The 21,457-nt window shown below is 71.7% G+C and carries 20 protein-coding genes and 2 pseudogenes; 6 read left to right on the forward strand and 16 right to left on the reverse strand.

Annotation, left to right across the window (positions count from 1 at the left end; all coding sequences use genetic code 11):
- Positions 1-12: 12 nt before the first annotated feature.
- Both KI385_RS35485 and KI385_RS35490 read right to left on the reverse strand, forming a co-directional pair.
- Complete coding sequence (locus KI385_RS35485; protein ID WP_238576143.1) at positions 13-465, reverse strand: hypothetical protein; 453 nt, start codon at positions 463-465, stop codon at positions 13-15.
- A complete protein-coding gene (locus tag KI385_RS35490; RefSeq protein WP_238576144.1) occupies positions 462-917 on the reverse strand; it encodes a pyridoxamine 5'-phosphate oxidase family protein in 456 nt (151 codons plus the stop codon). The genes KI385_RS35485 and KI385_RS35490 overlap by 4 nt, the downstream gene beginning before the upstream one ends.
- 255 nt (positions 918-1,172) lie before the next feature.
- Here KI385_RS35490 and KI385_RS35495 point away from each other — a divergent pair, with 255 nt between their 5' ends.
- A complete protein-coding gene (locus KI385_RS35495) occupies positions 1,173-1,709 on the forward strand; it encodes a hypothetical protein (RefSeq protein ID WP_238576145.1) in 537 nt (178 codons plus the stop codon).
- 58 nt (positions 1,710-1,767) lie between these two features.
- On the opposite strand, the gene KI385_RS35500 is transcribed toward KI385_RS35495, so the two are convergent.
- Complete coding sequence (locus tag KI385_RS35500) at positions 1,768-3,372, reverse strand: alpha/beta fold hydrolase (protein WP_238576146.1); 1,605 nt, start codon at positions 3,370-3,372, stop codon at positions 1,768-1,770.
- A 216-nt stretch (positions 3,373-3,588) separates the two neighbouring features.
- Here KI385_RS35500 and KI385_RS35505 point away from each other — a divergent pair, with 216 nt between their 5' ends.
- Positions 3,589-4,416: a class I SAM-dependent methyltransferase gene (locus tag KI385_RS35505; protein WP_238576147.1), complete on the forward strand. Its 828-nt coding sequence runs from the start codon at positions 3,589-3,591 to the stop codon at positions 4,414-4,416.
- 73 nt (positions 4,417-4,489) lie between these two features.
- Here KI385_RS35505 and KI385_RS35510 read toward each other — a convergent pair whose 3' ends face one another.
- On the reverse strand, positions 4,490-5,290 hold the full coding sequence (locus tag KI385_RS35510) for an SDR family oxidoreductase (RefSeq protein WP_238576148.1): 801 nt from the start codon (positions 5,288-5,290) through the stop codon (positions 4,490-4,492).
- Between the two features lie 5 nt (positions 5,291-5,295).
- Positions 5,296-6,159, reverse strand: coding sequence for an alpha/beta fold hydrolase (locus tag KI385_RS35515; RefSeq protein ID WP_238576149.1), 864 nt, complete (start codon positions 6,157-6,159; stop codon positions 5,296-5,298).
- Between the two features lie 100 nt (positions 6,160-6,259).
- Between KI385_RS35515 and KI385_RS35520 the strand changes: the two genes are divergently transcribed.
- The gene (locus tag KI385_RS35520; protein ID WP_238576150.1) at positions 6,260-7,588 is read left to right on the forward strand and encodes an aminotransferase-like domain-containing protein; all 1,329 of its coding nucleotides are present in this window, start codon (positions 6,260-6,262) and stop codon (positions 7,586-7,588) included.
- A 29-nt stretch (positions 7,589-7,617) separates the two neighbouring features.
- On the opposite strand, the gene KI385_RS35525 is transcribed toward KI385_RS35520, so the two are convergent.
- The 5 genes and pseudogenes from KI385_RS35525 to KI385_RS35545 form a co-directional block, all read right to left on the reverse strand.
- Positions 7,618-7,917, reverse strand: a complete 300-nt coding sequence (locus tag KI385_RS35525; RefSeq protein ID WP_128502391.1) for a hypothetical protein — start codon at positions 7,915-7,917, stop codon at positions 7,618-7,620.
- 121 nt (positions 7,918-8,038) lie between these two features.
- Entirely contained in the window at positions 8,039-9,127 is a 1,089-nt protein-coding gene (locus KI385_RS35530; protein ID WP_238576151.1) for a glutathione S-transferase family protein, read from the reverse strand.
- A 160-nt stretch (positions 9,128-9,287) separates the two neighbouring features.
- Positions 9,288-10,262 carry a non-homologous end-joining DNA ligase gene (gene ligD, locus KI385_RS35535; protein WP_238576152.1) on the reverse strand — a complete coding sequence of 325 codons (975 nt, stop codon included), beginning with the start codon at positions 10,260-10,262 and terminating at the stop codon, positions 9,288-9,290.
- A gap of 72 nt (positions 10,263-10,334) precedes the next feature.
- Positions 10,335-10,581: pseudogene (locus KI385_RS35540) on the reverse strand (LacI family DNA-binding transcriptional regulator); the annotation flags it as partial.
- 54 nt (positions 10,582-10,635) lie between these two features.
- A pseudogene (locus tag KI385_RS35545) lies at positions 10,636-10,839 on the reverse strand (class I SAM-dependent methyltransferase); the annotation flags it as partial.
- A gap of 148 nt (positions 10,840-10,987) precedes the next feature.
- On the opposite strand from KI385_RS35545, the gene KI385_RS35550 reads away from it, so the two are divergent.
- Positions 10,988-11,725, forward strand: coding sequence for an SDR family NAD(P)-dependent oxidoreductase (locus tag KI385_RS35550; RefSeq protein ID WP_238576153.1), 738 nt, complete (start codon positions 10,988-10,990; stop codon positions 11,723-11,725).
- Between the two features lie 409 nt (positions 11,726-12,134).
- On the opposite strand, the gene KI385_RS35555 is transcribed toward KI385_RS35550, so the two are convergent.
- From KI385_RS35555 to KI385_RS35565, 3 genes are all read right to left on the reverse strand, one after another.
- The gene (locus KI385_RS35555) at positions 12,135-13,004 is read right to left on the reverse strand and encodes a polysaccharide deacetylase family protein (protein ID WP_238576154.1); all 870 of its coding nucleotides are present in this window, start codon (positions 13,002-13,004) and stop codon (positions 12,135-12,137) included.
- 156 nt (positions 13,005-13,160) lie between these two features.
- Entirely contained in the window at positions 13,161-14,261 is a 1,101-nt protein-coding gene (locus tag KI385_RS35560; RefSeq protein WP_238576155.1) for a calcium:cation antiporter, read from the reverse strand.
- Between the two features lie 51 nt (positions 14,262-14,312).
- Complete coding sequence (locus KI385_RS35565; RefSeq protein ID WP_238576156.1) at positions 14,313-15,056, reverse strand: hypothetical protein; 744 nt, start codon at positions 15,054-15,056, stop codon at positions 14,313-14,315.
- A gap of 275 nt (positions 15,057-15,331) precedes the next feature.
- On the opposite strand from KI385_RS35565, the gene ggt reads away from it, so the two are divergent.
- Together ggt and KI385_RS35575 are read left to right on the forward strand one after the other, a co-directional pair.
- Complete coding sequence (gene ggt / locus KI385_RS35570; protein ID WP_238576157.1) at positions 15,332-17,164, forward strand: gamma-glutamyltransferase; 1,833 nt, start codon at positions 15,332-15,334, stop codon at positions 17,162-17,164.
- A gap of 175 nt (positions 17,165-17,339) precedes the next feature.
- Positions 17,340-18,836 (forward strand): amidase, encoded by a 1,497-nt coding sequence (locus tag KI385_RS35575; protein WP_425357013.1) that lies wholly within the window; start codon positions 17,340-17,342, stop codon positions 18,834-18,836.
- Here the strand turns inward: KI385_RS35575 and KI385_RS35580 are convergent.
- The 3 genes from KI385_RS35580 to KI385_RS35590 all read right to left on the reverse strand — a co-directional run bounded on the left by KI385_RS35580 (position 18,811) and on the right by KI385_RS35590 (position 21,366).
- Entirely contained in the window at positions 18,811-19,374 is a 564-nt protein-coding gene (locus KI385_RS35580; protein ID WP_238576158.1) for an isochorismatase family protein, read from the reverse strand. The two genes, KI385_RS35575 and KI385_RS35580, sit on opposite strands and share 26 nt — an antisense overlap.
- Positions 19,375-19,483: 109 nt before the next feature.
- Entirely contained in the window at positions 19,484-20,938 is a 1,455-nt protein-coding gene (locus tag KI385_RS35585) for an MFS transporter (RefSeq protein WP_238576159.1), read from the reverse strand.
- Entirely contained in the window at positions 20,935-21,366 is a 432-nt protein-coding gene (locus tag KI385_RS35590) for a MarR family winged helix-turn-helix transcriptional regulator (protein WP_238576160.1), read from the reverse strand. Before KI385_RS35590 ends, KI385_RS35585 begins: the two co-directional genes overlap by 4 nt.
- Between the last annotated feature and the right edge of the window lie 91 nt (positions 21,367-21,457).

A 21,457-nucleotide genomic window follows, 5' to 3' on the forward strand; every position in this document is an offset into this window, starting at 1 on the left:
CCCGGCTCCGGTTCAGCGGATGCGGCGTGCCAGCCAGGGGCTGAGGGCACCGCGGAGGATCAGTTCCTTGTAGGTCTCGTCGCCGGGCAGCGGCACGACCAGCCACTGACCCGGCGGAAAGAACCGCTCCTTGACGTGGGCGAGCCCGCCGTACACCGACCGCAGGAACGCCGGCACCGCATCCCGCGGGACATCGGCGAACTCCACCCCGTCCACGGTGATCCTGGCATCGTCCTCGGGGAACACCTGGACGGTGACCGCGGGCGCCCCGCCCAGCTCCACAAAGGCCTCGTGCGGCAGTGAGCCGTCCGCGTCCAGGACGGTGAACGCTCCGGCCGAGGTGCGGCGGGAGGTCCGATCCGCGCCGATGTCGTCCGTGACGGTGATCTCCAGGTGGTGCTCCGCCGCGATCTCACGGAGGGCGGTGACGGCCGACTCGGTCGTCGGCAGGTGCGGGCGCCTCACACCCGCCACTTCCCGTCCCGCATCAACTCCCGGTCCGCCAGCTCGTTCTCCTCGCGCCAGACCAGCACCCGGCGCGGCCGGAACGCGAGGAAGACCCAGGCACCGCGCCCCCGGGGATCCCAGCCGAGCTTCTTGACGAAGGCCTCACCCGCGTCGTCCGGCAGCGCGTCCGACGCGATGACCTCCGCCGTGCTCTCGATGAGCACCACATCCCGGGTGGGCCCCAGCGCGACCCAGCACGCAGCCTGGGCCCTGAGGTTGCGGGCCGTGGGATTGGTCCCCTTGGTGGCCATCACCAGCTGCTCGTCATGCCACACGAACGACAGCGGTACGAGGCAGGGCGGGCCCTCTCCGGATGCCGAGGACACCCATGCATCTTCGTCCGTCTCCAGACGCTTGAGCGCATCATGCTTCCGCTGCCCGGCATCGCGTGCCGGTGGATAGCTGGTCATGTCCGGAGGTTACCGATCGCGCGCCGCCGCCACCTCGGCCACGAGCTGTACGTCGCAGGTCGTACGACCGGGCGCGGGCCGTCCGGTACCCCGCCGGGTCCACGCCGTTTCCCCCGTCCGGCGGAGAAAGGCAATGCCGGCCCGCCCGGGGGGATGAGTGAGCGTCGGCTCACGGCGCGATGTGCGGGGTAGCCGTCGCGTGGAACCGTTGCCGGTGGGCACGTTGCCCGATGTCCCTGCCAGGAGGTCCCCGCCATGTCAGCCGTCACCGTTCCCTGCCGGCCTGTGGCCGTCGCCGAGACCCCGCCGCCGTCCCGCCGGGCCGTCCGGGCCGCCTATGCCTCCGCGCTCTCCGCGACCCTCGGATTCATCCCGCTGCACGCGGTCTGGGCACTGGGCATTCCGCTCTGGGCCGACGAGGACAAGTTCCGCACGTGGTACGCCGTCGGCGGCGGGCCCTATCTCCTCGTCCTCAGCGCGCTGGCCCTGATGGCCGGCGTCCTGGCGCTGAGCCTGGTCCGGCCGTGGGGGCTGGTGTTCCCGGGCTGGGTGCCGCTCGCCCGGGGGCGACGCGTCCCGCGGCGGACCCTGACGGCCACGGCCTACACGGTGTCGGCGTTCCTGCTCCTGTACACCGTCTGGGCCGCTGTGCAGATGGTCGTCACGTTCGACGGCGAGGGCATCTTCAGCTCATGGATCGTGGTCTACGGGATCCCGCAGTTCCTCGTGTGGGGAATCGGGCTGTTCATCGCCGCGCGCTCCTACCGGGCGCGGACGTCCACGTCGCGCTGACCCGGACCGGGCGGGGCGTCGCCGGACGCCCCGCCCCGCGCGGGTGCGTGACGACGCCTCAGTCGCGCACCGGCACCGACACATACGACGGATCACCGTCCGGCGAGGAGAACGTCAGCCGGGCGCCGGCCGGGTTGTGCTCGATGTAGAGCGGGTCGACGGTGTCCACGACCACCGCGAGCCGGTGCCCGGCCGGCACGTCGTAGGCCGTGGAGAACAGGTCCAGGTCCACGCCGAAGGGCTGACCGGGGGTCTTGCCGTGGAAGGTGAACGGCGCGTGGGTGACCAGCTTGCCGATGCCGAGCGGGCCCACGTCGTAGAGGTAGGCGATGGCGGTGCCGCTCTCGGCGGTGCTGGTCATCGTGGTGTGCAGATGTGTGGTTCCGCGGACCCGCTGCCCGGTCTCGTAGCGCTCGGACTGCCAGACGGCGGCCAGGGAGCGCGGCAGCAGCGGTATCGAGGCCATCGGCGGCAGCCTGAAGAACTGGTCCAGCATGCTGGAGAGGAAGATCAGCCCGCCGTTGGCGCCGGAGTCCCAGTTGGTGTTGATCTGCTTGCTGCCGCCCAGCTCGATCCTGCGGTGCGCCGACGGTACGTCCTTCCAGCTCTTGTAGCCCTCGTAGGCGCCGGTGGAACGGGACTTGAGCAGCACCGGCGACTCGCGGTCGATGCCGTTGTCCGCGCCCTTGAGGTAGTGGTCGAACCACCGCTTGGTGTTGGTCCAGGTGTCGTCGGGCAGCCCGAACAGCCCCAGCGCCTCGGCCGTCGCATGGTCACCGGGCCGGAATTCCAGCCGCTTGGGGCCCTTGAGCTTCTCGTAGAAGTCGGCGTACTGGTTGGGCGGGAACAGCGAATCGCCCCATGCGTTGCCGAGCATGATCGCGGCGCCATTGGCGTTGATCTTGTCGAGATAGGTGGCGGGGGAGCGCTTCTTCCCCCACGCGATCAGGTCGTCTTCCTTGGCGAGGTTCGAGGCGAGGAAGTCCTTGAGGACCGTCCGGAGTTCGGGGCTGGGCCGCCCGGTCAGCTCACCCGCGCCACCGAGCATCGCCGCCGCCTGCAGATGCTGGGTACGTCCGCTGTAGATCGAGCCGATGAGGTCGCCCCAGCCGCTGAGCGCCGCAACTGCCTTGATCCGCTTGTCGAAAGCGGACGCCAGCAGGCTGATCCCGGCACCGTACGAGACCCCGCCCATGCCGACCTTCTGCGGATCGGCCGGCGTGTTGGCCAGCGCCCAGTCGATGACCTTCGAGGCATCGGCGATGTCCTGCGGACCGGCCGTCTCGATCTGCCCGCCGGACTGCCAGAACCCGCGCGAGTTGTATCCGACGACCACATAGCCCGCTTCGGACAGCTTCTTGGCCTGCGCCATGTACTCGACCTGCGGCATCGCCCAGCTGGTGGGCAGCACGATGACCGGGTACCGCCGGGTTCCGTCCGCACCGGCCGGAGTGAAGACATTCGCCTTGAGGGTGACTCCGCCGTCGCCCTCGATGTCGACGAACCTGACGGAGGAGGAGGCCGCCGAAGCTGCCGTCGCGGGGGCGGATTCCGGTGCCGCTGCCTCGGCGTGGGCCGGTGCGCCGGTGAGAACCGTGGTGGCGAGCACCGCCGCCGAAACGGTGCCGATCGCGGCGCGCAGAGTCGTGCGGGAGGGCGTCATCTTCTGCTCCAGATCTCGATGCGAGCCGTCGCACGCTGTCCGAGGACAGGAGGGGCGTACGGCGGCCCGATTTGACTGGAGAGTAAGGTCCATCCCTTACCTGAGGTAACCCGTCGGTAGGTTACGGGTGGGTAACGTCGTTGGGTCCAGGGGGAGTCGGCACGGATGGTGCTGATGGGGTGAGTGTGTACCAAGTTGCCGAACGAGGGAGGGGAAATGGTGCCCGGGACGCCGTTCGACGCGAGTGAGCGCCGGGCGTGGGCGAACAGCGCCGACGCGTACGAGGCGAGCTTCGGCAGGCTGTGTGCCCACCCGATTCCGCGCCTCCTGGATGCCGCCGGGGTGCGCGGGGGCGCCCGGGTCCTGGACGTCGGAACGGGTACGGGCTCGGTCGCCGTGGCGGCCGGTGCCCGCGGCGCACGGGTGACCGCCGTCGACGCCGACCCCGGAATGGTCCGCCGCGCCGCCCACGCCGCCCCCGACGCCTGTGCCGTCATCGCCGCGCTCCCGCAACTCCCGTTCTCCGACGGGCAGTTCGATGCCGTCGTGGGGAACTTCGTACTCAATCACGTGGGGCGGCCACGAGCGGCCCTCGACGAGCTGCGCCGGGTGACCCGGCCGGGCGGCCGTATCGCGCTGACCCTCTGGGCAGCCCCCGCGGCGCCGGGTCAGGCGCTGCTGGGCCGCGCCGTGCAGGCGGCCGGTGTGACCCGCCCGCCGGATCTGCCGGCACTGGCCCCCGAGGACGACTTCCCGCGCACCGAAGACGGCCTGCTCGGTCTGCTGAGGGGCGCGGGCCTGGCGGACGCGGCCTGTCTGCCGCTGTCGTGGAACCACCGCACGACACCGCAGGAGTGGTGGCGCGGGCCGGCGGCCGGGGTGGCGACGATCGGCCGGATCGTGATCAGCCAAGGACCGGCCGTGACCGAGCGCATCAGACGGCAATTCGCCCTGCTGGCCGAGGAGTTCACCGACCGGGACGGCTCGTTGGTGCTGCCGCACGCGGCGCTGCTGGCGTCCGGACGGGTGGCCGGGGCCGCGTGATCCGCCATGCCTTTCTGACGTCGGATCGGCGCGGCACCGGGCATGAGCGAGTGAGGCGAAGGGTCGGCGGCCGTCACGAGGGTGAGCGATGCACCTGGAAGGGGGCGAAGCTCTGCGCGACCGGCATGAGTTCCATCGTGTTGATGTTGACATGGGCCGGCTGCGAGGCCGCCCAGTGCACCGAGGCGGCGATATCGTCGGCGCCCAGCGGCCGCATTCCCGCGTAGACGGCCTCGGCCTTCTTCGCGTCGCCCTCGAAACGCACCGTGGAGAATTCCGTTCCGCCGCACATTCCCGGCTCGATGCAGGTCACGCGTACGCCCGTACCGTGCAGATCGCTGCGCAGATTGAGGCTGAACTGATGGACAAAGGCCTTGGTGGCGCCATAGACATTGCCGCCGGGGTACGGATAACTGCCGGCGGTGGAGCCCAGGTTGATCACATGGCCATGGCCGCGCGCGACCATGCCCGGAAGAATGGCCCGGGTGCAGTGCAGAAGCCCCTTGCAATTGGTGTCGAGCATCTGCTCCCAGTCGTCGAGCGCGGCTGCCTGAGCCGGTTCGAGTCCCAGGGCCAGCCCGGCGTTGTTGACCAGTACGTCGATGGCGGCGAACTCCGGGGGCAGGGTGCGGACGGTCTGTGCCACCGCTTCCCGGTCCCGTACGTCGAGTTCGAGCGCGAGGGCGGCCGGGCCCAGTTCCGCGGCCAGCTCGGCGAGTCTGTCGGCGCGGCGGGCGGCGACGATGACGCGTGCGCCGTCCTCGGCGAAGCGCCGCGCGATCGCCGTACCGAATCCGCTGCTCGCGCCGGTGATGAACACCGTGTTCCGGCGGGTGGTGGTCGTGGTGGTCGTGGCGTCCTGAGGAGTGGTCATGGTGCTCAGCTTTCCCGGGCGGCCGACGCCGCCGTTTCTGTTGTTTCCGTCGTTGCTGTCGATTCCGGCACTTCCGGCAGTGAATCGAGGAACTTCTCCAACGCGGCGTTGAATTCGCTCGCTCGCTCCAGATTCGGCATATGGGCCGCCTGCTCGATGATGGCCAGTTCGGCGTGGGGAATGCGCTCGTAGATGTCACGGGCGTCGCTCACCGGTGTGTACGCGTCCTCCGTGCCGACGACGACCAGTGCCGGTACCGAGATGTGCGACAGCAGTTCCGTGTAATCCGGGCGCTCGGCGCGGCCGCGGAGTGCGGCGGCCGCACCCTCGGGGGCCGTTCCCGTCATCATTCCCAGGACGTGTTCGGCGACATCCGGCTGTGTGGCGATGTTGTGCGGCGAAACCATCTTGGACAGCACCTCGTGCGCATAGCCGTCCATCCCCTCACGGAGGAGACGCTCCGCCATCTCGTATCGCGCGGTCCGGCCGTCTTCGGTCTCCGCCGCGGCGAAGGTGTCGGCGAGCAGAAGCGCGCGAATGCGGTCCGGGAAGAGCCGGTAGAACTCCATGACGATCTGGCCGCCCATGGACAGTCCACCGAGGACGAAACGCTCGATCCCGAGATGGTCGAGCAGGCGGACGATGTCACGGACGAAGGTCTCCAGCGGAGTCTTGCCCGCAACGACCGTGCTCTGTCCGTAGCCACGGAGATCCGGGGCGATCACCCGTCGGCCGGAGCGGCTGAAGTGCGCGATCTGCGGGCGCCACATCGAGCGATCGAAGGGGTGTCCGTGCACGAGTACCAGCGGATCGCCGCTGCCCTCGTCCTCGTACCCGACAGTGATGTCCTGGAAAAGCACCGATCCCATGGAAGGCATCCCCTCTGCGCGACTTGACGTCTCGATGCTATCGAGGGCAATCTCTCGGCACAATGTAAATAATGTGCTCGGTGCAATGTGGGAGTGATCGATGGACGACTATCGAGTGATTGCCGATGAACTCGCGGCCGATATCGCTGCCGGCCGGCTCCGCCCCGGTGACCGGCTGCTGCCGCTGCGCCGGTTCGCCCGTAACCGGCGCATCGCAAGTTCGACGGCAGCCCGGGTGTACCGAGAATTGAGCCGACGGGGCCTGACGGTGGGAGAGGTCGGCCGCGGCACCTTCGTCCGCACCGCCGCGCCCTCGGCCGAGCCCGCGCTGGCCGAGCCGGGTGAGGCCCGGATCGACCTGGAGATGAACTTCCCGGTGCTGCCGGAGCACCCTGCCCTCCTCGCCAAGAGTCTTCAGCATCTGCTGCGCCCCGATGCCCTGGCAGTCGCCCTGCGTCCGGTGGGTGCCGTCGGCACCGCCGCTGCCCGGCAGGCCGCGGCCGCGCACCTCGCCCGTGCCGACTGGGCGCCGGACCCCGGGCAACTGCTCTTCGCGGGCAACGGCCGCCAGGCGGTGGCCGCCGCGATCGCCGCGCTGGTCCCCGCCGGTGAACGCCTCGGCGTCGAAGCGCTCACCTACCCCGTCGTGAAGGGCATCGCGGCCCGCCTCGGCGTCACCCTCGTCCCGCTGGCCATGGACGAGCACGGTCTGACGGCCGAGGCGCTGCGCGCGGCCGCACCACTGCGCGCCGTCTACCTCCAGCCGGCGCTGCACAATCCGCTCGGCATCACGATGCCCGACCGGCGGCGTTCCGAACTCGCCGCGGTGCTGAGGGAGTTGGACATCCCCGCCATCGAGGACGCCATCTATGGATTCCTCCGCGACGACCTGCCGCCGTTCGCGGCTCTCGCGCCGGAGCGCACGGTCGTCGTCGACAGCCTCTCCAAGCGGCTCGCCCCGGGCTTGTCCCTGGGCTTTCTCACGGTTCCCGAAGGCACCGCACACGACTTCGCGACGGCCCTGCGATCGGGCACCTGGACGGCGCCCCACTTCGCGCTGGACGCGGCAACCCGCTGGATGGCCGACGGCACCGCGGCGACCATCGAAGCGACGAAGCGCGACGATGCCGCGGCCCGCCAGCGGATCGTCGCCGAAAAGCTCGCCGGCTTCCGCGTCCGGGCCGATCCGCAGGCGTATCACTGCTGGTGGGAACTGCCGGACCCCTGGCGGGCCGACACCTTCGTCGCCGCCGCCGCCCGCCGCGGGATCGCCGTCACTCCGTCGGGAGCGTTCGCCGTCGGACCGGGCCACACACCCAACGCGGTACGGCTGGCACTCGCGTCCCCGCCCCGTGACGCCCTGGCCGATGCGCTCGGCGTCCTGGCCGAGCTGGCGCAGGGCACGCCGGAGGACACCGGGCCGGAGTGAGCGCGGCGTCCCGGCCTTCCGTGCGCCGCTCAGGTGCCGCTCATCATCTCCGCGAGTCCGGTGCGCAGGTCCTGCACGTTCATCACGGGCTGGAGCGAGACCTTGGCGTTCAGATCCATGAAGAACGATTCGAGGAGGCCCGGCATCTGTGAGGACTGCTGCATGTCGAAATAGAAGAAGGCGGTGCGGTCGCCGCCTTCGAGCGTGAAGTAGGCCGCCTCGGGCTGCAGGGCGGCGATGGCCGTCTCCATGATCTTCGACAGGGTGCCGTCTTTGATCACTTCATTGCCTGCGTCGGTCGGTATCTGGGCCTTGAGGACCATCCTCATCGGGTTCACCCCTCGCGTGTCCCTGATTGTCCTGTATGAGCCTCTTTGTTCTTAGGGTCTCACGCTACGGGCGCGGGGGTCAGGGGTGCGGCGATCTCGCCGGGGGCCGGTCGGGGCCCGGTCAAGAGCCGGTCAAGAGGGCCGTGGGGCGGCCGCTGGGAGGGACTTCCTCGCCCGGCGGTACCGGACCCGGCGGTGTGCCGTCACCGAACGGCCGACCGCCCAACTCCTCGCGGTGGTGCGGCGTCAGCCAGCCCGAGAGGTCCGGTCCGACGGGGACGATGCCGGTCGGGTTGATGCCCGTGTGTACCCGGTAGTAGTGCTGCTTGATGTGGTGGAAGTCGACGGTGTCGCCGAAGCCCGGCGTCTGGTAGAGGTCCTTGGCGTAGGCCCACAGCACGGGGTCCTCGGCCAGCTTGAACTGGTTGCACTTGAAGTGTCCGTGGTAGACGGGATCGAACCGGACCAGCGTCGTGAACAGCCGGATGTCGGCCTCCGTGATGGTGTCGCCCACGAGGTAGCGCTGGTTCGACAGTCGCTCGGACAGCAGGTCCAGGCGCCGGAACAGATCATGGAAGGCGGCCTCGTACTCGCTCTGCCCGGTGGCGAAACCGGCCCGGTACACACCGTTGTTGACGTCCCGGTAGACGCCGGCCATGACCACATCGATCTCCTCGCGCCAGCGCTGCGGATACAGATCGGGCGCGCCGGGCCGGTGCAGCGCCTTCCATTCCGTCGCGAAGTCCAGGGTGATCTGCTGGAAGTCGTTGGTGACGAGCTTCCCGCTGGGTACGTCGACGACGGCGGGGACGCTGACCCCGCCGGGGTAGCCCTTCTCGCGGGCGTTGTAGGCCTCGCTGAGGTAGCGGATGCCGAGTACGGGGTCGCGGCCGTCCGGATCCAGGGTGAAGCGCCAGCTGCGGTCGTCCTGGAGCGGATCGGGGATGGCGAGCGAGATCGCGTCCTCCAGGCCGAGCAGCCGTCGTGAGACGACGGCGCGGCTCGCCCAGGGGCAGGCGCGGCTGGCCACGAGCCGGTAGCGGCCGGTCTCGACGGGCCAGCCGTCCCGGCCGTCCGCCGTGATGCGGTCGGCGAAGTGGCTCTTGGAGCGCTTGAAGGGCCGTCTGCCGTACTCGGTGTTGCCTTCCGTCGTACGTGCCGTCGTACCGGTCGTGGTGCCGCCGGTGTCGCTGTCGGTGGGGTGGGGCATCACCGACTCCTTCCGTCTGCGGATGCTCGGAGTCCTCAGGGCGAGCCTTCCCGGACCGGCGCGGGTATCCCCGCGCGTCAGCCGCCCGGCGCACTGCCGGGTGCCGGCATCCGGCTCCCTGCCGGGTCCGGCATCGGTCCGGGCCGCGGCCGGTCCTGCCTCAGCCCAGGTGCGTCAGATCGGGCCGCAGCCGATGCCAGATCGGGTGCCGCAGCCGGCCGGCCGCCGTCCAGCCGGCGAGCGTGATCTCGGCGACGAGCCGGGGTTCGGCCCAGTGGGCGCCCGATGCGTCCACGGGGTTGATGAAGGGGGAGCGGTCGAGCGGGATCACCCCCAGATACTGGGCGAGCTCCTGGCGTTCGCGGTCGGACAGGCCCGAGCCGACGGAACCGACGTACCGCAGCCCGGACGGTTCCGCCACACCCGCCAGGACGGCACCGGGGAGCCCGGTGAGCCCGCCATGGCCCTCCGTCCAGCCGCCGATGATCACGTCGAGGGTCTGCAGATGCTTCGTCTTGCGCCACTCGGGTGACCGGACGCCCGGCAGATACGCCGAGGTCAGCCGCTTCGCCACCACGCCTTCGAGGCCACCCTGGAGGGAGGCCTGCCACGCCTGCTGCCCGTGCCCCTCCACATACGCGGGCGCCGACCAGTTCGGGCCGCGCAGGCCCAGCCCCGACAGGACGGACCGGCGCTCGTAATACGGCGAACCGAGCAGCGATCCGCCCAGGTACATGATGTCGAAGAGGACGAGGTGTACGGGGTACTCCATGGCCAGACGGGCCGTGCGGCGCGGGTTCAGCACGCCCATCCGGCGCTGCAACAGCCCGAAATCGGGCCGCCGGCGGGCGTCCAGCACCACCACTTCGCCGTCGAGCACCGCGGGCCGGCCCCGCAGTTGCTCGCCGAGGGGCGCGAGCTCCGGGTACGTCGTGGTCGCGTCGTTGCCGGCCCGGGTGATCAGCCGGATCGTGCCGTCACCGGGGGTGTTGACGATGCAGCGCGCGCCGTCCCATTTGGCCTCGAACGCCCAGGCCGCCTCCTCGTGCTCGGCGGGCAGCGGGCCGACCGTGGCCAGCATCGGCCGGATCACGGGGTAGGAGGAGGCCGAGCCGGGCTCGGCGGTCGGGGCCATAGTTCGATGATCGGGCGAGGCGGGGGCCTCCGCAGATCGGGGCCGGGGCCGGATCCGGGGCCGCCGTTCCGGTCATGCGGGCCGGTCCGTGTCCCGTGGTGGGCCGCTGGTGCCGCGGACGACGAATTTGGGGTCCAGAACGCAGGCGCGGGGGGCGAGGGTGCTGTCGTCGAGGCGCTCGATCGCGAACCGCACCGCGTGCTCGGCCGTCCGGACCGCGTCCTGGTCGTTTCCGGCGAGTACGGCGGTGGGCAACTCCCGCTCGGACAGGACGTTGCCCGGCCGCGATACCGGCGTCCTCGTTGTGCGCGCCGGGGACGGTGTCGAACGGCATGTGGTGGATGCTCGCCAGGCACGAGATGAAGTCGTAGTGCCGAGCGGGCAGTTCGAGCCCGGTGACGTCCGCGTGCTCGAAGCGGGGCAGCCGTCCGCCGCCCGTCGTTTTGGCACGAGCCTCCGCAAGGGCTTCCGCCGAGGGATCGACGGCATGCACCTCGATCCCCCGCGCGGCCGGCCGGCGTGCGAACCGGCCGGTCCCGCAGCCGACATCGAGCGCCGCACCACAGTTCTGTGGCACCTGCCGTCACAGCAGACGGTGATAGTGGTCGTTGTGAGCGAACGGTATGGCCCGACTCTCCCACGGGTTCTTTACGATCACTGATGGAGAGATCGTCGAGCGAGGGCATGGGGCTGTTGATGAGTCAGCTGTGGTCGGAGGGTGTCCGGTGAGCCGGGCGGTGTTGGTGACCGGGGCCTCGCGGGGGATCGGCCGGGCGGTGGCCGAGCTGTTCGCCGCGGAGGGGGACCGGGTCGCGCTGCATTACGCGTCGCGGCGGGAGGCGGCGGAGGCCGCGTTCGCGGGGCTGGCGGGGAGCGGGCATGTGCTGGTGCAGGGGGATGTGAGCACCCCGGAGGGCGCGGCGGCGATCGTCGAGGCGGCCGTGGACGGGCTGGGCGGCGTCGATGTACTCGTCAACAATGCCGCCGCGAATGTGGCGCACCCGTTGGACCGTACGTCGTTCGAGGATTGGCAGAGCGCCTGGCGGCAGGTGGTGGACGTGAATCTGCTGGGGGCGGCACATATGAGTTACTGCGCGGCGCGGAACATGATCGAGCGGGAGGTCGAGGGGCGGATCATCAATATCGGGTCGCGGGGCGCGTACCGCGGCGAGCCGGATCATCCGGCCTACGGCGCGTCCAAGGCGGCGTTGCATGCGATGGGGCAGTCGCTGGCGGTTCATCTGGCGCCGTACGGGATCGGGGTCGCGTCCGTGGCGCCCGGGTTCGTGGCGACCGAGCGGGTCGCCGGACGCCTCACGGAGGAGGTGCGGGAGCAGAGCCCGTTCGGCCGGGTCGCCTCGCCGCGGGATGTGGCGTCCGCCGTCCGCCATCTCGCCTCGCCGGAGGCGCTCTGGTCCTCCGGGGCGGTGCTGGACGTCAACGGGGCGTCGCATCTGCGGTGAGGACGCGTCGGACCTGTGAGACGCGTGGCGCCTGAGAGATGCGTCGTACCTGAGAGACGCGTCGTACTTGAGCGGAGACGGGGAAGCCCCGGCCGAACGGGGGAATTCGGCCGGGGCGGCTCGGGGGCGCGGGTGGTGACGGCGGTGGCCGGTGGGGTGGCTGCCGTACGGCGGTGGGGCCGGCTCCCTCGGGGAGGGCCCTCAGGCGCCGTCGTGATGCCGGCACCCGCTTCCAATTGAACGATAAACCATGGGGTGCGGTTTCAGGGCGCCGAGTGACCGGTCTCACCCTTTGGTACCCGTTTGCCCCACCGGAGGCTTGCGCCACCAGGCAAGCAGTTGCGCCACCAGGCAAGCATCGGTGCCGGTCGGGCGGGCGCCGGCCGCCTCGGTCATCGCGGGATCCTCGTCAGGGCTCGATACGGATCGGACGGTAACCCTCGTCCAGCAGGCGCGGCAGATACCACTCCAGGGCGTCGACGGTCTGCGAGCGCTCGCCGCCCCCGTCGTGCGAGAGCACGATCGCACCGGGGCGGATCTCGTTCATGACCGTGTCCGCGATGATCTCCGCCCCCGGGCCGGTCCAGTCCTCCGAGTCGATCGCCCAGCCGACGGGGGACATGCCCAGTTCGTTGCAGATGCTCAGCGAGGGATCGTCCCAGGCGCCGTACGGGGCGCGGGCCAGGTTGGGGGCGGTGCCGAGGACATCCTCGATCAGGCTGCTGGTGCGGCCGAGTTCGCTGCGTACGGCGCCCGGCGGCAGCATGGGGAGCTGCGGATGGGACCAGGTGTGGTTGGCGACGGCGTGGCCCTCGTCGGCGATGTCGCGCAGCAGGCCCGGGAATGCCACGGCGTTCTGGCCGACGACGAAGAAGGTGGCCTGGGCGTCGTGGCGGTGCAGGATCCGCAGGATGTCCGGGGTGTGGTGGGGGTGCGGCCCGTCGTCGAAGGTGAGGAAGATGTCCCGGCTGTCGGTGGACAGTGTGTAGGCGACATCGGGGTGGGGCGGTGAGGCGCCCGGGCCGGAGAAGGCGGTCTCGCCGGCCATCGGGTGCAGACGATGCTCCGGGGCGTTCGCCGTGCCGGCGTGATCGGCGGACGGCGGCGGTCCGGCCGCGGTGTGCGGGTCCCTCGGGCGGGCCCGGGCCCGTTGCGCGGTCCGTGTCTCCGGTGCCTCGGTGTCCGCGGCGAACAGGACGCGGCCGACGGAGAGCGCGCCCAGCACGACGGCGGCCTGAAGGAACTTCCGCCGGGTATTTGTGCGCTTATCCGATTTCACCCTTCACGTGCTCTCATGCGGTCTTCGGTGAGAGCGGGAGCGACACCGGGGAGGGTGGGTTCCGTACCCGATCGGCTGGCATCGGCGGGGCGCGGCCGGGAGGACCCCCGGTCCGCGAGCCGTCCCCTCCCTACGCGGCCGGGGCCCGTTCGCCGCTCAGGGACTGACGGCCAGCACGATGTACGCGGCCAGCAGGGCGAGATGGACGCCGCCCTGCAACGGGGTGGCGCGGCCGGGGATCACCGTCAGGGTGCCGACGATCACGGTCAGCGCGAGCAGCACCATATGGCTGGCACCGAGGCCCAGGATCAGCGGGCCCGGCAGCCAGACGGTGGCCAGCGCGACCGCGGGGATGGTCAGGCCGATGCTGGCCATCGCCGAGCCGAGGCCGAGGTTCAGGCTCGTCTGCACGCGGTCGCGGTGGGCCGCGCGCAGGGCCGCGATGGTCTCCGGCAGCAGCACCAGCAGCGCGATCACGATGCCGACGACGGACGACGGCAGACCGGCCGCGGCCACACCGGACTCGATGGCCGGCGACACCGCCTTGGCCAGACCGACCACCGCGATCAACGCCAGCGCCAGCAGCCCCAGGCTGCTCAGCGCGGCCCGCGCCGACGGCGGTTCGGCATGGTCCTCGGTGTCGATCACCTCGCCGGACGAGGTCACCGGCAGGAAGTAGTCCCGGTGCCGGACGGTCTGGGTGGTCACGAACATGCCGTAGAGGATCAGCGCGGCCAGGGCGGCGAAGACCAGCTGCGGGGTGGAGAACTGCGGCCCCGGCGTGGTGGTGGTGAACGTCGGCAGCACCAGGCTCAGCCCGGCCACCGTCGCGACCGCCGCCAGCGCCGCACCCGTGCCCTCGGGGTTGAAGACGGCCACCTTGCGCTTGAGCGAGCCGACCAGCAGACACAGCCCGACGATGCCGTTACAGGTGATCATCACCGCCGCGAAGACGGTGTCCCGGGCCAGCGCGGCGCTCTTGTCGCCGCCGTCGGCCATCAGCGTGACGATCAGCGCCACCTCGATGACGGTCACCGCGACCGCCAGCACCAGCGACCCGAACGGCTCACCCACCCGGTGCGCGATCACCTCCGCGTGATGCACCGCGGCCAGCACCGCCCCGGCCAGCAAACACGACACAAGGGCGACCACGGCGACCGGCAGCGACCGCCCCCACGTCAGGGCCAGCAGCACCACCGCCAGCACCGGCAGCGCACCGGTCCAGTGCGGCACGGTCGAACGGAGACTGGCGATCATGCCGACGAGCCTGGCAGATCAGCCGGCCGGCTGCCCGTCGGTGCGCCGGTCTCAGGCCGCCGCCCGATGGCCCTTCGGCTCGGCGACGGTCAAGGCGGCCTTGGTGACATCGGCGACCAGTTCGACGACATCGGGCCCGTACGCCTGTGAGTTGACCACCTTCAGCAGCAGACAGAACTGGCCGTCCGCGCCGTGCTTACGGGCCAGCCGGCCCCGGTTGCGGACGAGATGGCGGACCGCGGCCCGGTGGGTGACCGGACGCTGACCGGCCGCCAGGAACACCGGGCGGTCGCCCTCACCGGCCGTCAGCCGGGCCAGCAGGACATACTCCGCCGCGCCGGGCTCCATCCGGTACGTCGAGCCGCCGATGGTGAAGGTGCCGCGCCCCACGCCGGCGTCGTCGCCCGGGTGCACCGCGACGCCCGGCAGCAGATTGGCCAGATGGGCCGCCAGCCGGCGGTGCGCGGTCGGATCGCCGACGCAGAATTCGGTGCGCGCCCCGAAGCCCTGGAGGCCGGTGTCATGCGGGGCGACCTCGGGGTGCGCACCACAGTTCTCGATCACCGCGGCCAGACCCAGCAGCGCCAGCGCGTCATGGCGCGGGATGCTCCAGTGCGCCGAGGAGCTGTCCCGGTGGGTGACCAGAACGCACTCCGAACCGTCCGGCAGCCCGAAGAAGCTCTGTTCGCGGGTGAGCTTCCGGCGGGCCGCCGCCGATAGCACGGCCCAGCCGGCCGCCAGGCCCACGACGAGGGCCGCGGCCGCCACGGTCAGAAGCAGCAGGGTGTCATCCATGGCCGGGGAGCGTACCGGCACTCCGGGTGTGTGTTCGAGGGCGGGGCGGGTGGCTGGGACGGCTTGTCCTGGTCCGTATGGGCATATCTGATCTCTACGGAAACGGACCCTCCTGATCCGTATGGAAACGGACCCGTCTGATCCGTAGGGACACGGCCCCTGCTCGGTGCCGTCATGGGGCCGGTACCCGAAACGCCCTCTGTCGGCGCGCTGTTCACCCGAGTAGGCTCCGGCCTCTGCCGCCCCTCGCGCACGCCCTTGGAGGAAACCCCGGTATGACCACAGTCCGACGTCTCACCGTCCTGGGAGCGGCCGCCGCGCTGACCGGCTCCTTGGTGGCGGTCCCGGCCGCCGCTCTGTCCGCACCACCGCGGCCGGCCCCCTCGGCCCAGGACGGCGCCGCCACCGCCACCCCGGAGAAGACCCCGGTCGCCGTCGGCTCCGGCGGGGCGGTCTCCAGCGTCGACCCGGACGCCTCGGCCGCCGGTATCTCCGTGCTCAAGAAGGGCGGCAACGCCGTCGACGCGGCGGTCGCCACCGCCGCCGCCCTCGGTGTCACCGAGCCCTACTCCGCCGGCATCGGTGGCGGCGGCTACTTCGTCTACTACGACGCCAAGTCCAAGGTCGTACGCACCCTCGACGGCCGCGAGACCGCCCCGCGCTCCGCCGGCAAGGACCTCTTCCTGGAGAACGGCAAGCCGATCCCGTTCGACGAAGCCGTCACCAGCGGGCTGGGCGTCGGCACCCCGGGCACCCCCGCCACCTGGGACACCGCCCTGAACAATTGGGGCACCCGGTCCCTGGGCCAGGTACTGCGCCCCGCCCGGAAGCTGGCCGCGCACGGCTTCACCGTCGATGCGACCTTCCGCCGGCAGACCGCGGACAACGAGGCGCGCTTCCGGGACTTCCCGGCGACCGCCGACCTCTACCTGCCCGGCGGCAAGCTGCCGGTGGTCGGCTCGACGATGAAGAACCCCGATCTGGCCCGTACGTACGGGGAGTTGGCGAAGAAGGGCGTCGGCGCGCTCTACAAGGGCGAGCTGAGCCGGGACATCGTCCGCACGGTCCGCGAGCCGCAGGTGCGCCCCGGATCGACCCGCAAGGTACGGCCCGGCGATCTGACCGCGGACGACCTGCGGAGCTACCATGCCCTCAGCCAGGCGCCGACCCACACCACCTACCGCGGCCTCGATGTCTACGGCATCGGTCCGTCCTCGTCGGGCGGCACCAGCGTCGCCGAGGCGCTCAACATCCTGGAGAAGAGCGATGTCTCCCGGCTGAGCGAGAAGCAGTATCTGCACCGCTACATCGAGGCCAGCCGGATCGCCTTCGCCGACCGCGGCCGCTGGGTCGGCGACCCGGCGCAGGAGGACGTCCCGACCAAGGGACTCACCTCGCAGCGGTTCGCCGACTCGCGGGCCTGCCTCATCCACGACAACAAGGCGCTGACCAGCCCGCTCGCGCCCGGCGACCCGCGCCACCCCGAGCGCTGCGCCGCCGCGGACAAGGCCGCCCCGACGACGTACGAGGGGGAGAACACCACCCATCTGACCGTCGCCGACAAGTGGGGCAATGTCGTCGCCTACACCCTGACCATCGAGCAGACCGGCGGCAGCGGCATCGTCGTACCGGGACGCGGCTTCCTGCTCAACAACGAGCTGACGGACTTCTCCTTCGCCCCGGCCAACCCGGCAGTGCACGACCCGAACCTGCCGGGCCCCGGCAAGCGCCCGCGCTCGTCCATCTCGCCGACGATCGTGCTGCGCGACGGCCGGCCGGTGGTGGCGCTCGGCTCGCCGGGCGGCGCGACCATCATCACCACCGTGCTGCAGACCCTGGTGAACCATCTCGACCGCGGAATGCCGCTGGTCGACGCCATCGCCGCGCCACGCGCCAGCCAGCGCAACGCGGCGGCCACCGAGCTCGAACCCGGTCTGTGGAACAGCCCGGTCCGGGGACAACTCGAAGCGATCGGACATGCCTTCAAGCAGAATCCGGAGATCGGGGCGGCGACCGGCGTCCAACGGCTGCCGGACGGCCGCTGGCTGGCCGCGGCCGAGAAGGTACGGCGCGGCGGCGGCTCGGCCATGGTGGTCCACCGGTCGTGACGGGCGCCCCGCACGGGTGCCGGACGTAACGTCACCGCTACACCCCGGGGCGCTGTGTGCCGTCCGTGTGTCGTCGATGTGCCGCGCCGCGCGGCGTCGTTGATGGTCATGGCCGGGACGATTAGCCTCCTGGGACCGTTCGTTCGAATGGGCGGTCCCAGGGAGGGCACGCAGCGTGAGCGTTGACGAGAGCCAGGACAGTGAGACCGGGGCCCCGGCACGGCACATCGGTGCGGCGGTCGGGGAGTTGGAGGGCCTCGCCGAACAGGCGCAGGCACTGGCCGAAGGGCGGGTCACCTCGACCGCGCTGGTACGGCGGTCGCTGGAGCGGATCGAGGCCACTCAGGGCACCGTCAACGCCTTCCGGCGGGTACGGGCCGAGGCGGCGATGGCGGAGGCCGCGAAGGCCGACCGCAGACTGGCCGCCGGGGAGCGGCTGCCGCTGCTCGGGGTGCCGGTCGCGGTGAAGGACGACACCGATGTGGCGGGCGAGCCGACCGCGTTCGGCTGCGCCGGCGAGTTCCCGCCCAAGGAGCGCGACGCCGAGGTCGTCCGGCGGCTGCGCGCGGCCGGCGCGATCATCGTCGGCAAGACCAACGCCTGCGAACTGGGGCAGTGGCCGTTCACCGAAGGACCGGCCTTCGGCAACACCTGCAACCCGTGGAACCTCGCGCACACCCCGGGCGGATCGTCCGGCGGCTCGGCCGCCGCGGTCGCGGCAGGACTGGTGCCCGCGGCGCTCGGCACCGACGGCGCCGGCTCGGTCCGGATCCCCGCCGCCTGGTCCCATCTCGTCGGCATCAAACCCCAGCGTGGCCGGATCTCCACCTGGCCGGACCCCGAGGCCTTCCAGGGGATCACCGGGATCGGCCCGCTCGCCCGTACGGTCGAGGACGCGGCGCTGCTGCTGGACGTGGCCAGCGGCAACCACGACGGCGATCTGCACCGGCCGCCCGCCATCGCGGCCCGTGAGGCGGCCGGCCGCGACCCGGGGCGGCTGCGGATCGCGCTGTCCTGGAAGCCGGCCCTCACCTTCACCCGCAAGCCGCTGCACCCCGATGTCCGGGCCGCGGTGACCGGGGTGGCCCGCACACTGGTCCGCCTCGGCCACTTCGTCGAAGAGGCGGAGCCGGACTACGGGCTGGTCGGGCTGGCCTTCGTCCCGCGCGCCACGGCCGGGGTGGGGGAGTGGGCGGAGCGGGTCCCCGACCGCTCCCTGCTGGACCGCCGTACGCGGGAGGCGGCGCGGCTGGGGCGGCTGCTCGGTGGGCCCGTACTGCGCCGGGCGCGCGCCGTCGAGAGGCGTCAACAGCGGCGTATCGGCGCGCTGTTCGGCCCCTACGACGTCCTGCTGACGCCGACCACCGCCACCCCGCCGCCGCGCATCGGCACCCTCGCCAAGCTCAGCGGCTGGCGTACGGATCAGGCCATGATCGCCGCCTGCCCGTACGCCTGGCCGTGGAACGTCCTGGGCTGGCCGGGCGTGAGCGTCCCCGCCGGCTTCAGCGCGGACGGCCTGCCGCTGGGCGCCCAGCTGCTCGGCCCGGCCCACGGCGAGCCCCGGCTGATCTCGCTGGCTGCCCAGCTCCAGGACGATCTGCGCTGGCACGAGCGGCGGCCGTCCGGTCATCCGGCGCCGCCCGACGTCACCCGCGTCGGCCGAGGAGCGTGAGGATCGCCTCGGTGGTGCCGGTCTCGCCCAGCCGAGGGAAGATCTTCTCCAGGCTGTTGCGGTGCGCCTCCGGGTCGAGGTCGGTCACCGCGTCGGTGGCGATGGTGACGTGGTAGCCGTGCTCGTGTGCGGCGCGGGCGCTGGACTCCACGCCGATGCTGGTGGCGATGCCGCCGAGGACGACCTGGGTCACGCCGCGGCGGCGCAGCTCCAGATCCAGGTTCGTCCCGTGGAAGGCGCCCCACTGCTGCTTGGTGACGGTGAGGTCGCCGGGCTGCCGGTCGAGCTCGGGCACCAGCTCCGCCCAGTCGGCGGGCGGGGTGCCGCCGCGCATCGCGGACTCCGTACGGCCCGGCGCGCCGCCCGTGACGTTCACCAGGACGACGGGCAGCCCACGCTCGCGGAACGCGGCGGCCAGCCGGGCGCCGCGCTCCACGACCTCGGCGGCGGGCAGCGGGCCGGTGGGCAGACCGGCGATCCCCTTCTGCAGATCGATCAGGACGAGGGCGGTGCGGGCGTCGAGAGTGGTGACGGGCACGGTGGCCTCCTTGTGAGGTGACAAGAGGTGACAGCGGTGACACGGGGACGAGGGTGGGAAAGACGCTCGTGCGGTCGGGGTGGTTGATCCGGTGGATCGGTGGCCGGTTTCAGCCGCCCGCCCGCAACGTGCGGTCGGCGAGGGTCAGGACGAGCAGCGGCAGGCCGAGCACGACGCCGATCAGGGCGATCTCGTGCAGCCCGGAGTCCGAGGCGCGCTGCCCGTACAGCAGCCCGATGAGGCCGGACGCGGTGATCGCGCCGAGGTACTGGGCGGTGCGCTGGAGCCCGGCGGCCGCACCCACGCCGTCGGCCGGGGCCTGGGCGTAGACGGCGGCCTGATTGCCGGTGGACGCCAGGCCCTGCGGGATGCCGAAGAGCGCCCCGGCACACAGCAGGACGATCAGCGGGCCGGTGCTCTGGAGCAGCAGGAAGACCGCGCTGCCGACGGCGAGACAGGCCGCGGCGACGGTCAGCGGGGCGCGGATGCCCTTGGTCCGGGCGCCGGCGATCGAGCAGAAGGCGGCGGCGCCGGACATCGGCAGCATGATCAGGCCGGCGTGGAAGGACGAGTAGCCGTGCGCCTCCTCCAGCCACTGGCTGAAGCCGTAGAGCACGCAGTAGATGACGAGATACGTCAGTCCGTGCCGGAGGTAGGTGAGCACCAGCGCGCGGTTACGGGCGAGCATCCGCAGGTCGATGAAGGGCTCCGGGTGGCGCAGCTGCCACCACACCAGGACGGCGGCGAGCCCGCCGGCCGGCGCGAGCAGCGGCCACGGTGGGGCCGCAAGGCGCAGCAGGAAGAACATCGCGCAGGTCAGCGTCGCGGCGAACAGGGCGATGCCCAGCGGATCGAGGGAGCCGGAGCCCGGCTCGGTGCGCGCGGTGTGCGCATGCTTCCGGTCGGCCGGGAGCCAGGCGAACGCCCCGATCAGCGCGAGCAGCGCCAGCGGGATGTTGACGGCGAACACCGCGCGCCAGCCCGCGGTCGCGGCGAGCAGCCCGCCGAGCGCGGGGCCGAGGGCGGCGCTGCCCAGCGCGGCGAGCGAGAGCCGCCCGAGCACATACCGGGGCGTGGGCCGCCCCACCCGCCGCGACTCGGCGCGCAGCATCGCCATCGCGGCGGGGTAGGCGGCCGCGGTGCCGATGCCGAGGACGACCCGGGAGACGATCAGCAGGGTGAAGGTGGGGGCGAGCGCCCCGATGAGACCGGCGGCGCAGACGGTCAGCGCACCGGCGACGAAGACCCGGCGCGGTCCGACCCGGTCGGCGAGCCGTCCCATCGACCGCTGGCCCACCGCGCTGGAGAGATACATCGCGGAGATGAGCCAGGCGGTGTCGGCGGCGCCGACGTGGAAGTCCTGGCCGATGGCCACCAGGGCGGTGGCGATCATCGTCGAGTTGACGGGGTTCAGCAGCGAGCCGAGCAGCAGCGGCGTCATCAGCCGGGCGCCGAAGGCGCGGTCGGCTGCCGGACCGGGACCGGAGGAGGCGGGGCCGGAGGGGGCGGGGCCGGCGGCGCTCTCTCGGGCCGTGGCCGGTTCCGCGCCGGGGGGCTCTCTCATTCCCGCATCAGCCGCCGCATCAGTTCGGCCGCCGTCGCCAGGGTGCGCTGCTCCTCCGCGGTCAGCCGGTCGTCGATGGCCACCGCCAGCCAGTTCTGCTTGGCCTGTCGTACGGCGGTGAGCATCCGACGGCCCTCCTCGGTGAGGGAGAAGACGACCTGGCGTCCGTCCGTCGGATGCGGGCTGCGGGCGAGGATGCCGCGCTCCTCCAGCGCGCCGACGGTCAGCCGCATGGACTGCGGACGGACCAGCTCGGCGCGGGCCAGTGCCGCGATGGTGGCCGGCCCGTCGGTGTCGATCCGGGAGATCACCGAGCGCTGGGTCGGGGTGAGCTCGCCCTGTGGGGAGGCGGCGCGCAGATGTCGCATGAGTTGGGCGACGGTCGCGCCGAGATCCGTCGCCAGGCGCTCCTGGTCCTTTTCCGGCATGCTTCGAGCATAGGAGATGAACAGGCGAACTTGCAAGTTCGCCTGTTGTTTCCGCCCCGGGTTCCTGGGCGCGCCGCGTGAGAGATGGTCT

Source organism: Streptomyces inhibens, from assembly GCF_022221585.1.
Taxonomy (GTDB): domain Bacteria; phylum Actinomycetota; class Actinomycetes; order Streptomycetales; family Streptomycetaceae; genus Streptomyces; species Streptomyces inhibens.

Excerpts from the sequence above, each read along its gene's own strand:
- KI385_RS35490 (WP_238576144.1), bottom strand. The coding sequence starts at position 917 with ATGACCAGCTATCCACCGGCACGCGATGCCGGGCAGCGGAAGCATGAT.
- KI385_RS35495 (WP_238576145.1), top strand. The coding sequence starts at position 1,173 with ATGTCAGCCGTCACCGTTCCCTGCCGGCCTGTGGCCGTCGCCGAGACC.
- KI385_RS35500 (WP_238576146.1), bottom strand. The coding sequence starts at position 3,372 with ATGACGCCCTCCCGCACGACTCTGCGCGCCGCGATCGGCACCGTTTCG.
- KI385_RS35505 (WP_238576147.1), top strand. The coding sequence starts at position 3,589 with ATGGTGCCCGGGACGCCGTTCGACGCGAGTGAGCGCCGGGCGTGGGCG.
- KI385_RS35510 (WP_238576148.1), bottom strand. The coding sequence starts at position 5,290 with ATGACCACTCCTCAGGACGCCACGACCACCACGACCACCACCCGCCGG.
- KI385_RS35515 (WP_238576149.1), bottom strand. The coding sequence starts at position 6,159 with ATGGGATCGGTGCTTTTCCAGGACATCACTGTCGGGTACGAGGACGAG.
- KI385_RS35520 (WP_238576150.1), top strand. The coding sequence starts at position 6,260 with ATGGACGACTATCGAGTGATTGCCGATGAACTCGCGGCCGATATCGCT.
- KI385_RS35525 (WP_128502391.1), bottom strand. The coding sequence starts at position 7,917 with ATGAGGATGGTCCTCAAGGCCCAGATACCGACCGACGCAGGCAATGAA.
- KI385_RS35530 (WP_238576151.1), bottom strand. The coding sequence starts at position 9,127 with ATGCCCCACCCCACCGACAGCGACACCGGCGGCACCACGACCGGTACG.
- ligD (WP_238576152.1), bottom strand. The coding sequence starts at position 10,262 with ATGGCCCCGACCGCCGAGCCCGGCTCGGCCTCCTCCTACCCCGTGATC.
- KI385_RS35560 (WP_238576155.1), bottom strand. The coding sequence starts at position 14,261 with ATGATCGCCAGTCTCCGTTCGACCGTGCCGCACTGGACCGGTGCGCTG.
- KI385_RS35565 (WP_238576156.1), bottom strand. The coding sequence starts at position 15,056 with ATGGATGACACCCTGCTGCTTCTGACCGTGGCGGCCGCGGCCCTCGTC.
- ggt (WP_238576157.1), top strand. The coding sequence starts at position 15,332 with ATGACCACAGTCCGACGTCTCACCGTCCTGGGAGCGGCCGCCGCGCTG.
- KI385_RS35585 (WP_238576159.1), bottom strand. The coding sequence starts at position 20,938 with ATGAGAGAGCCCCCCGGCGCGGAACCGGCCACGGCCCGAGAGAGCGCC.
- KI385_RS35590 (WP_238576160.1), bottom strand. The coding sequence starts at position 21,366 with ATGCCGGAAAAGGACCAGGAGCGCCTGGCGACGGATCTCGGCGCGACC.